This window comes from Jezberella sp. (assembly GCF_964834465.1).
This window is the reverse complement of sequence record NZ_CBAZRM010000034.1, coordinates 1-6,719: the sequence shown is the minus strand read 5'-3', so window position 1 is coordinate 6,719 and position 6,719 is coordinate 1. Positions and strand designations below refer to the sequence as shown.

At 50.5% G+C, this 6,719-nt stretch carries 7 protein-coding genes; all 7 read left to right on the top strand.

Annotated elements, in window-relative coordinates; genetic code table 11:
- The first annotated feature begins 1,241 nt into the window (after positions 1-1,241).
- Positions 1,242-2,423 carry a hypothetical protein gene (locus AC1W8Y_RS14755; RefSeq protein WP_482015253.1) on the top strand — a complete coding sequence of 394 codons (1,182 nt, stop codon included), beginning with the start codon at positions 1,242-1,244 and terminating at the stop codon, positions 2,421-2,423.
- A gap of 2 nt (positions 2,424-2,425) precedes the next feature.
- Positions 2,426-4,327, top strand: a complete 1,902-nt coding sequence (locus AC1W8Y_RS14750; protein WP_482015252.1) for a right-handed parallel beta-helix repeat-containing protein — start codon at positions 2,426-2,428, stop codon at positions 4,325-4,327.
- Between the two features lie 33 nt (positions 4,328-4,360).
- Entirely contained in the window at positions 4,361-4,723 is a 363-nt protein-coding gene (locus AC1W8Y_RS14745) for a hypothetical protein (protein WP_482015251.1), read from the top strand.
- Positions 4,720-5,181 (top strand): lysozyme, encoded by a 462-nt coding sequence (locus AC1W8Y_RS14740; protein WP_482015250.1) that lies wholly within the window; start codon positions 4,720-4,722, stop codon positions 5,179-5,181. The genes AC1W8Y_RS14745 and AC1W8Y_RS14740 overlap by 4 nt, the downstream gene beginning before the upstream one ends.
- Before the next feature lie 378 nt (positions 5,182-5,559).
- Positions 5,560-5,889, top strand: coding sequence for a hypothetical protein (locus AC1W8Y_RS14735; RefSeq protein WP_482015249.1), 330 nt, complete (start codon positions 5,560-5,562; stop codon positions 5,887-5,889).
- A 132-nt stretch (positions 5,890-6,021) separates the two neighbouring features.
- Positions 6,022-6,285 (top strand): hypothetical protein, encoded by a 264-nt coding sequence (locus tag AC1W8Y_RS14730; protein WP_482015248.1) that lies wholly within the window; start codon positions 6,022-6,024, stop codon positions 6,283-6,285.
- 15 nt (positions 6,286-6,300) lie between these two features.
- Positions 6,301-6,719 (top strand): alpha/beta hydrolase family protein (locus AC1W8Y_RS14725; protein WP_482015247.1); only part of this gene is annotated, 419 nt, incomplete at its 3' end.

The window sequence follows — 6,719 nt, the reverse complement described above, 5'->3', positions numbered from 1 at the left end:
ACCCGTCAAACCCAAAGAATTCGGCGAGATTGCAGCAGTATAAAATCGCAGCCATTCAGAACGACCCCACTTTAATACCCCCTAGCAAACGTGGTTTCTATCCTACTTTATTTGACCCAAAAACAGGCGCTCAGCTAAGCCCCACAACAGGTCAACCGCAAAACCAAGATGGATCTAACGGTGCATCACCGCCGCCCCAGTTATTCGGATGGAAGCATGACACAAATGGTTACTTTGATGCAGGCGACCCCGGTAACGCAGCCCGCCTAGCAGCTTCTCAAGGCACCTCTGTAACACGTAATCGATTTGGGGATATAGTCCAATCATCACAAATAACGCCTACCACAAAATATAACGTCGGTGACAAACTTCTAGCTGGCGCAGCAGCTGGAGCAGGTACCGTATTAAACGCAGTAACTGCTCCTGTTCTTGCCGCGAGTGATATAGTCGGGCACCCCTTACCAACGCCATGGTCGCCACCTGCTGGCTCGTTGGCTGCAGAGTACACTCAGAACATAGGCGATGCCGCGCATACAGTTGGATTAGACGCGCTACCTTTTGGGTCGGGAGAACTAAACGCGCTAAGCCACTTAACACCGCAAGCAGCGCAACAAGCAAACCGTATAGGAGCATCTAAAGCCGGTATAGCCCCTGTTCAAAACTCATTGTCAGGGGCAATAAACCCGCAACAAGGATCTAGAATAGAGCCGACGTTACAAGACGCCAGTGTTCAGCAAGCACCAACGACTGCCCAGGTTCCAGCGCCGCTTGCAAATGCATTGACAGCGGCTATGCAGGCAAAACCGCGCCTTAAACTGAGCACGTCTGGCCAGATTACTCCCGTAACTACCCCAACAGCGCCAGTCAGCGAAGTAGCTCAACCTGCTGCTACCCCCACTACTCAACCAGTATCAACCCCTACAACTCAACTTGCAACCGCTGCCTCACCAACTACAACAGGGGTGGCGGCTCAGACGACACCGGTACCGCCTGGTGCATCAGTTACACCGGTACTACCTGGCGCATCCGGTGTAACTGACGCACCATCTGTAACATTCACGCCGCCAGCCAAGGTTACAGATCCACGATTGACTTTACCGCCAGATATTCAATCGCAGAATATTGCCACACTTAAAGCAATCGGCCTTGACAGCCAACGGTCATCCGCGATTAGCGGAAACCCCAAAGCGGCTGGGACTGAGTACCAACAGGCTAAACTAAATACGCCACAAGGTGACGTTATGAGTGCGCAGCTAAATACGGAGCAGCAGGCTTTAAAGAACTACGGGCAGAAGTTGATTCAAGATACCGGTGCTACAGCGTCAACGCCAGAATCTGCAGGGCAGGCCATTCGTACGCCTCTCCAAGGTCTGGCCGATCATTATGACCAAGCAATTGGTTCGTTGTACGACAAAGCGGATGTAAATGCTAAGGCATTGGGGGCACATGTAGAAACGACGAATCTTGATAATTTGATGAATAACCCAGGTTTTAAAGAAACCTTACTAGCCCAGGACAAGCAGAGTTTGCTTGATGCTACAAGTCGGCAGCTTGACCGCTTTAAAGGTAATTTGCCTGACGAGCCAAATGCCCCCGAGCCGCTGAGTGTTCCGAGTGCAGAGCGTTTTCGCCAATGGCTCAATCAACAGTACAAGGTGCCGGGCAATGCCCCCATTATAGGACAACTAAAGCAAGCACTCGATGCTGATGTCACCAAAGTAGGTGGCGCGGGGGTGTATGACCAGGCTAGAGCGCTACATGCAGAGATGAAGAATACCTTGGAAAATCCAAATGGGATGTCTGCATTGCTGACTGAGGATGGCCCTAATGGAGTTAATCAGAAAATTCCTGATGAACGGCTTAGTGACCGGCTTCTAGCTATGCCGAACAAGCAATTCAGCCAAATCACGAATACACTCAAGAACCTGCCGCCAGAACTACAGGACCAAGGTAATGCAGCACTAGCCGAAGTTAAGGCTGCGCTGTTACGAAAGGTCTATGCCGCCGGTGACAGCGGTGGAACACAAGCGGGCCAATCGGCATGGAATGCTGCTAATGTGACCCGCACACTCAACTCCCCGGCACTCAATGGAAAATTGAATATCCTCAGTCCGAATGAACTAGCAAACCTGCAAACTCTGCACGATGCAGGTCATTTATTGCAAACACCATCATCGTACCCCGGTGCTGCTGTGCAGGGGCATAATCTGGTACAAAAGGGGTTGATCTATGCGCCACAAGCAGCAGGAGCAGCCGCAGGGGCGTACCTTGGAGGACCAGTTGGAGCCATGGCCGGCGGCACAGTGGGGGGTATGTTGACGGCTAAAATGGCGCAACGCGCTGAGGTTCAGCTAGCGAATAAACTTCAAACACAATTACAAAATCCGAAAATCGTACCACCATCACCTGGAGGGGGGCAATAAGCATGGAAATTCTACCAAACGCAGAGCAGCAATTTTTTTATAACAATGGGTCACCGCTGGCCAACGGCACCGTGGCAACCTATATACCAGGCACCTTGACACCAAAGACCACGTATATAGATCAAGCAGGTATGACGGCGAACGACAATCCAATTGCACTTGATGCTAACGGTCGCTGCATAATCTGGGCTAGTGGGTCATACCGCCAAATAGTTAAGGATGTCAACGGCAACGTAATCTGGGACCAAGTGACATACTGCGACGGCGCGCAAATTCTGCAAACATCGCTGGCCCTCTCATCCGGCGCTGGCATGCTTGGGTGGGTTCAAAATGTGGCTACAGCAGTATTCCGTTTTGTACGTAATAAGTTATACGACCAGGTTAGCGTAGAAGACTTTGGTGCTGTGGCAAATAATGGCACTGACCAAACCGTGCTTCTTCAAGCTGCAATCGATAGCGGCCGAAAGCGCATTATGTTGGCAGATGGGGGTGTATATAATTACACGTCGCTTATTTTTCGGGCTAGCAATATAGAGTTTTTTGGCGGTGGCTTTGGGTCAGTTTTAAACTGCATATCTACCGTAGTATTTTCTTCAATCTGCCTAGTAGAATCCTGTACGGGAATTTACCTACACGATTTTGAAATGCGCGGGGCCGCGACCACAGAGAACGGTGGGCAGAGCGCGCCGGCCCCATTACGCGCCATTGTAAATGGTACCAATACTGCAGGCACGGCACACTCGAATCTCGTGTGGAACGCGTACAATCGGATAGAGCGCTTGCACATTACCGGGGCAGCACCAGGCACTAATGGGTTTAATATTGGGGCTCAATTTAATTACGCGAACTACTCGACGTTTAAGGATTGCGTCGTTGAAAGTTTGTATGGAACAGACTCTAGTTTTGGTTACGGTATTGTGTGCAACGGCAAAGGGCAGCAAGTAACTGGGAACCGCTTCCTTGCTACGATCACCGGGCAGGGGCGCCACGCCGTCTACATGACAAATACCCCTTTCGATATTCTCTGCCAGGGGAACTACGCCCTTAACTTTCAGAATGAGGCATACACCAGCAACACCACGGGCTCAACGGCCGGAACCTTCGGCTACCTCAAGATACTCGACAACATCGCCGAGAACTGCTTGCAGGTCGGTGTAGCGCTCGGTTCCCTGCAACAGGCCGTCATCGACATTAATGCCCCGTATTCTATCATCTCGGGGAACACAATCGTCGGCTCAGCCTTTAGTGGTATTTCCTGTTACAACGTCGCAGGATGTATTATTGCAGAAAATATCATTCAAAACGTGAATGCAGAGGGCGTCTGGCTCACTCTATGCACCGATCCAAAAGTTCATCACAATGATATATTTAACCCTGACTTTTTAGGCTCGTCTACCTATAGTGGGGTGTATATCGAGAGGTCTACCGGCGTAGAGGCATCTAATAATCGAATCGATGGTGTGAACTACGCTGCTGGTGTAACGCTTAACGCATCTACGCCGGTACCTACCGGGTGCCAATTATACGACAATAATATCACCGGGTCTTATGGTGCTGATATTGTGGGGGCTACTCTTGACCCATCAAATACTGTTCGCCGAATTAAAAATGAGCCACAGAATATTGACTATACACCGGGCCAATCTACGCCTAGCGTCGCTCAGAACGTGGTCAGGATTGGGAGCATTACAAACTCAGGTTCTGTCACGATTACAAATTTGCTCGGCGCGTTTAAAGGGCAAATTGTAGTACTTATGTTTTATGACACAAACACCACTGTGCAACGAGGGAACTTCTTTCTTGCCGGTGGTGTGGACTTTGTCAGTACCAATCGATCATCCCTCACTGTGTCCTATAATGGGGCAACGTGGGATGAGGTATGTCGTGCGGTCAGCGTTTCATAATGCATGCATGTAATCCTAAACGGAGAATAAGTTATGGACGACCGTCGAGCAAAAAATATTAGTATGGACGAGCGACGATTAAAGATATTGGGCATGGATAATTTTGATTGGCGGATACATACCGATGAGCGCATGCAAGAATTCGAGCGTCGGTTAAATCGCCAGGATGATGTTCAGTTAGCACATGGAGCAAAATTGGAGTTGAATACTGAGCTTACTAAAAAGACATACGAGGCTACCCAGGACATCGTAAATTTATACACGTCTGCACAGACTACAACAAAGTTGCTAGCGAGGTTTGGTAATTTTATTGCGGCAACCGTGCGTAAGTGGTGGCCTGTATGGACGGCTATTGCGGCTGTTTGGGCCTGGTATCACAAAGGAGATGGAAAATGAACATGGTATATAGTGGTACTGGGCTGGCTATCACTGAGCAGTTTGAAGGTTGTAAATTGACCGCTTACCAAGACACCGGAGGGGTATGGACAAACGGGTACGGCAACACCCATGGCGTCATTCCTGGGTCTACGATCACGCAAGCGCAGGCTGAGTCTGACCTGGTAGCCAACATCCAAAACAGTGTCAATGACGTGAATCGACTTGTAACTGTGCAGCTCACGCAGGGAGAATTCGATGCGCTCGTTGACTTCGATTTTAATGTTGGGCGTGGCAACCTTGCTTCGTCTACTTTGCTTCGCCTGCTTAACGGTGGCGATTATGCTGGCGCTGCTGAGCAATTTGATCGATGGGATCAGTGCAAAGGGCAGGTAGTAGCTGGCTTACTTCGTCGCCGGCAAGCAGACGCGTCTGAGTTTAACGGTGGTCAAAATGGCTCAACTACTACAGGCACCTAGATATGACATTGTAGACGCCAGAGCGCACGTTGAGGCGGGTGAACTGATTTGTCATCAACGTGAGGAGATAGTTGGAGTCTCCTATGAAATGGGCATACGTGTTGAAACTCCTACGGGGAAGTTTCACATGGTTAAATGCCCGTACCACAAAATAGTCAAGGGGTAATCATGGGGCCACGAATATTTGCTATGCTAGACTACATCGCCAACCGCCTAGCAGAACGCTCAACGTGGGAAGGCATTGCATTTATCGCGGCCCTTACCGGCTCCCGGTACGCCAACATGGACTGGGGCCAATGTGCTGCGCTCGGCGCAACGATTTCGGGCGCAATCAAGATCTGTTTTCCAGATCACCAATCAACTAAAGGAACTACTAATATGACTACCGTAAATCTCTCTCTGGCCGCAACTGCGGTTACTCCTAACTCGCCTATTATTCTCAGTGTGGGCGCTACATCTCTTGCCGGTATTCAGTTCAGTCTCGGTGCCGGGATCGCCCCACAGACGATCGCGGGACCGGCACCCTATAGCGCCGTCTTTGCTAACGTGCCAGCTGGCACCTACGATGCTGTAGCTCAGCCGATTGATAACCTGGGCAACCTGGTTGGCACACAAGTATCCGTGAATGTCATCGTTTCTGCTGCCACGGCCGGCCCAACTGTCAATGGAGATAACCCAATTGGACCACTTGTCGCCACGCTGTCGTAGACTAATCGAGCTGTTACTACGGCTCTGTTGCCGTCGTAATATCGTGCTCGGTGACCAACCCATCGGCCCACTAGGGGTGGATATTTCCAACTAATCTATCAGGAGGCGTACTCGAAAGGGTACGCGAACACCATGAAGAAAATTACTTGCATACTTGTATTCGGCATGCTGCAAGGATGCGCAGGGCTCTCACAAACGGTGGCGGCAAAGGCGGCATCAGATAAGGTAGCCGTTGAGGCAGCGAACGACAATATCGTAACAGGCATCAAAGACGCTACCTGCGCACTCCCATACGGCACACTATTGCGCCACCCGGAAATGCAGCCAGCCGCACAAAGTATCTGCGGAGCCACGGCCAACCCGGCGTCGCTGCTGCCGTCGGCAGTTGTCAAGTAATCCTTTACAACTGCTATGACCGATATCTCAATCCTGCAAGCCGCACAAGCTGCTTGTGTCGACATCTACGCCATGACCGGCTTTGACCAAATTATCAAAGTCGGTTGCGACGTGATTGGTATTAAGAAAGTTGGCGGTACTATGCTGGTCGTGCCGGAAGGTAGCGCGTCAGAAGCGATGTGGATTAATAATTTTGATGCTCTTCCTAAATCGCATGAGGCGTTTGGAATTATGCACGCTGGCTTCCTTGGGTCAGCGCAAGCTATCTACGCTGTCATCAAGCCTTTATTGACAGGCAAGATGGCGTTTGCTGGGCATAGCCGTGCTGCCGCCTTGTGCAACATCCTGGCAAGCATGTGCGCACTCGACGATATACACGTATCCGGCCTGTATCTTTTCGAGTGCCCGAATGTCGGAATGAATCAATACGGTTC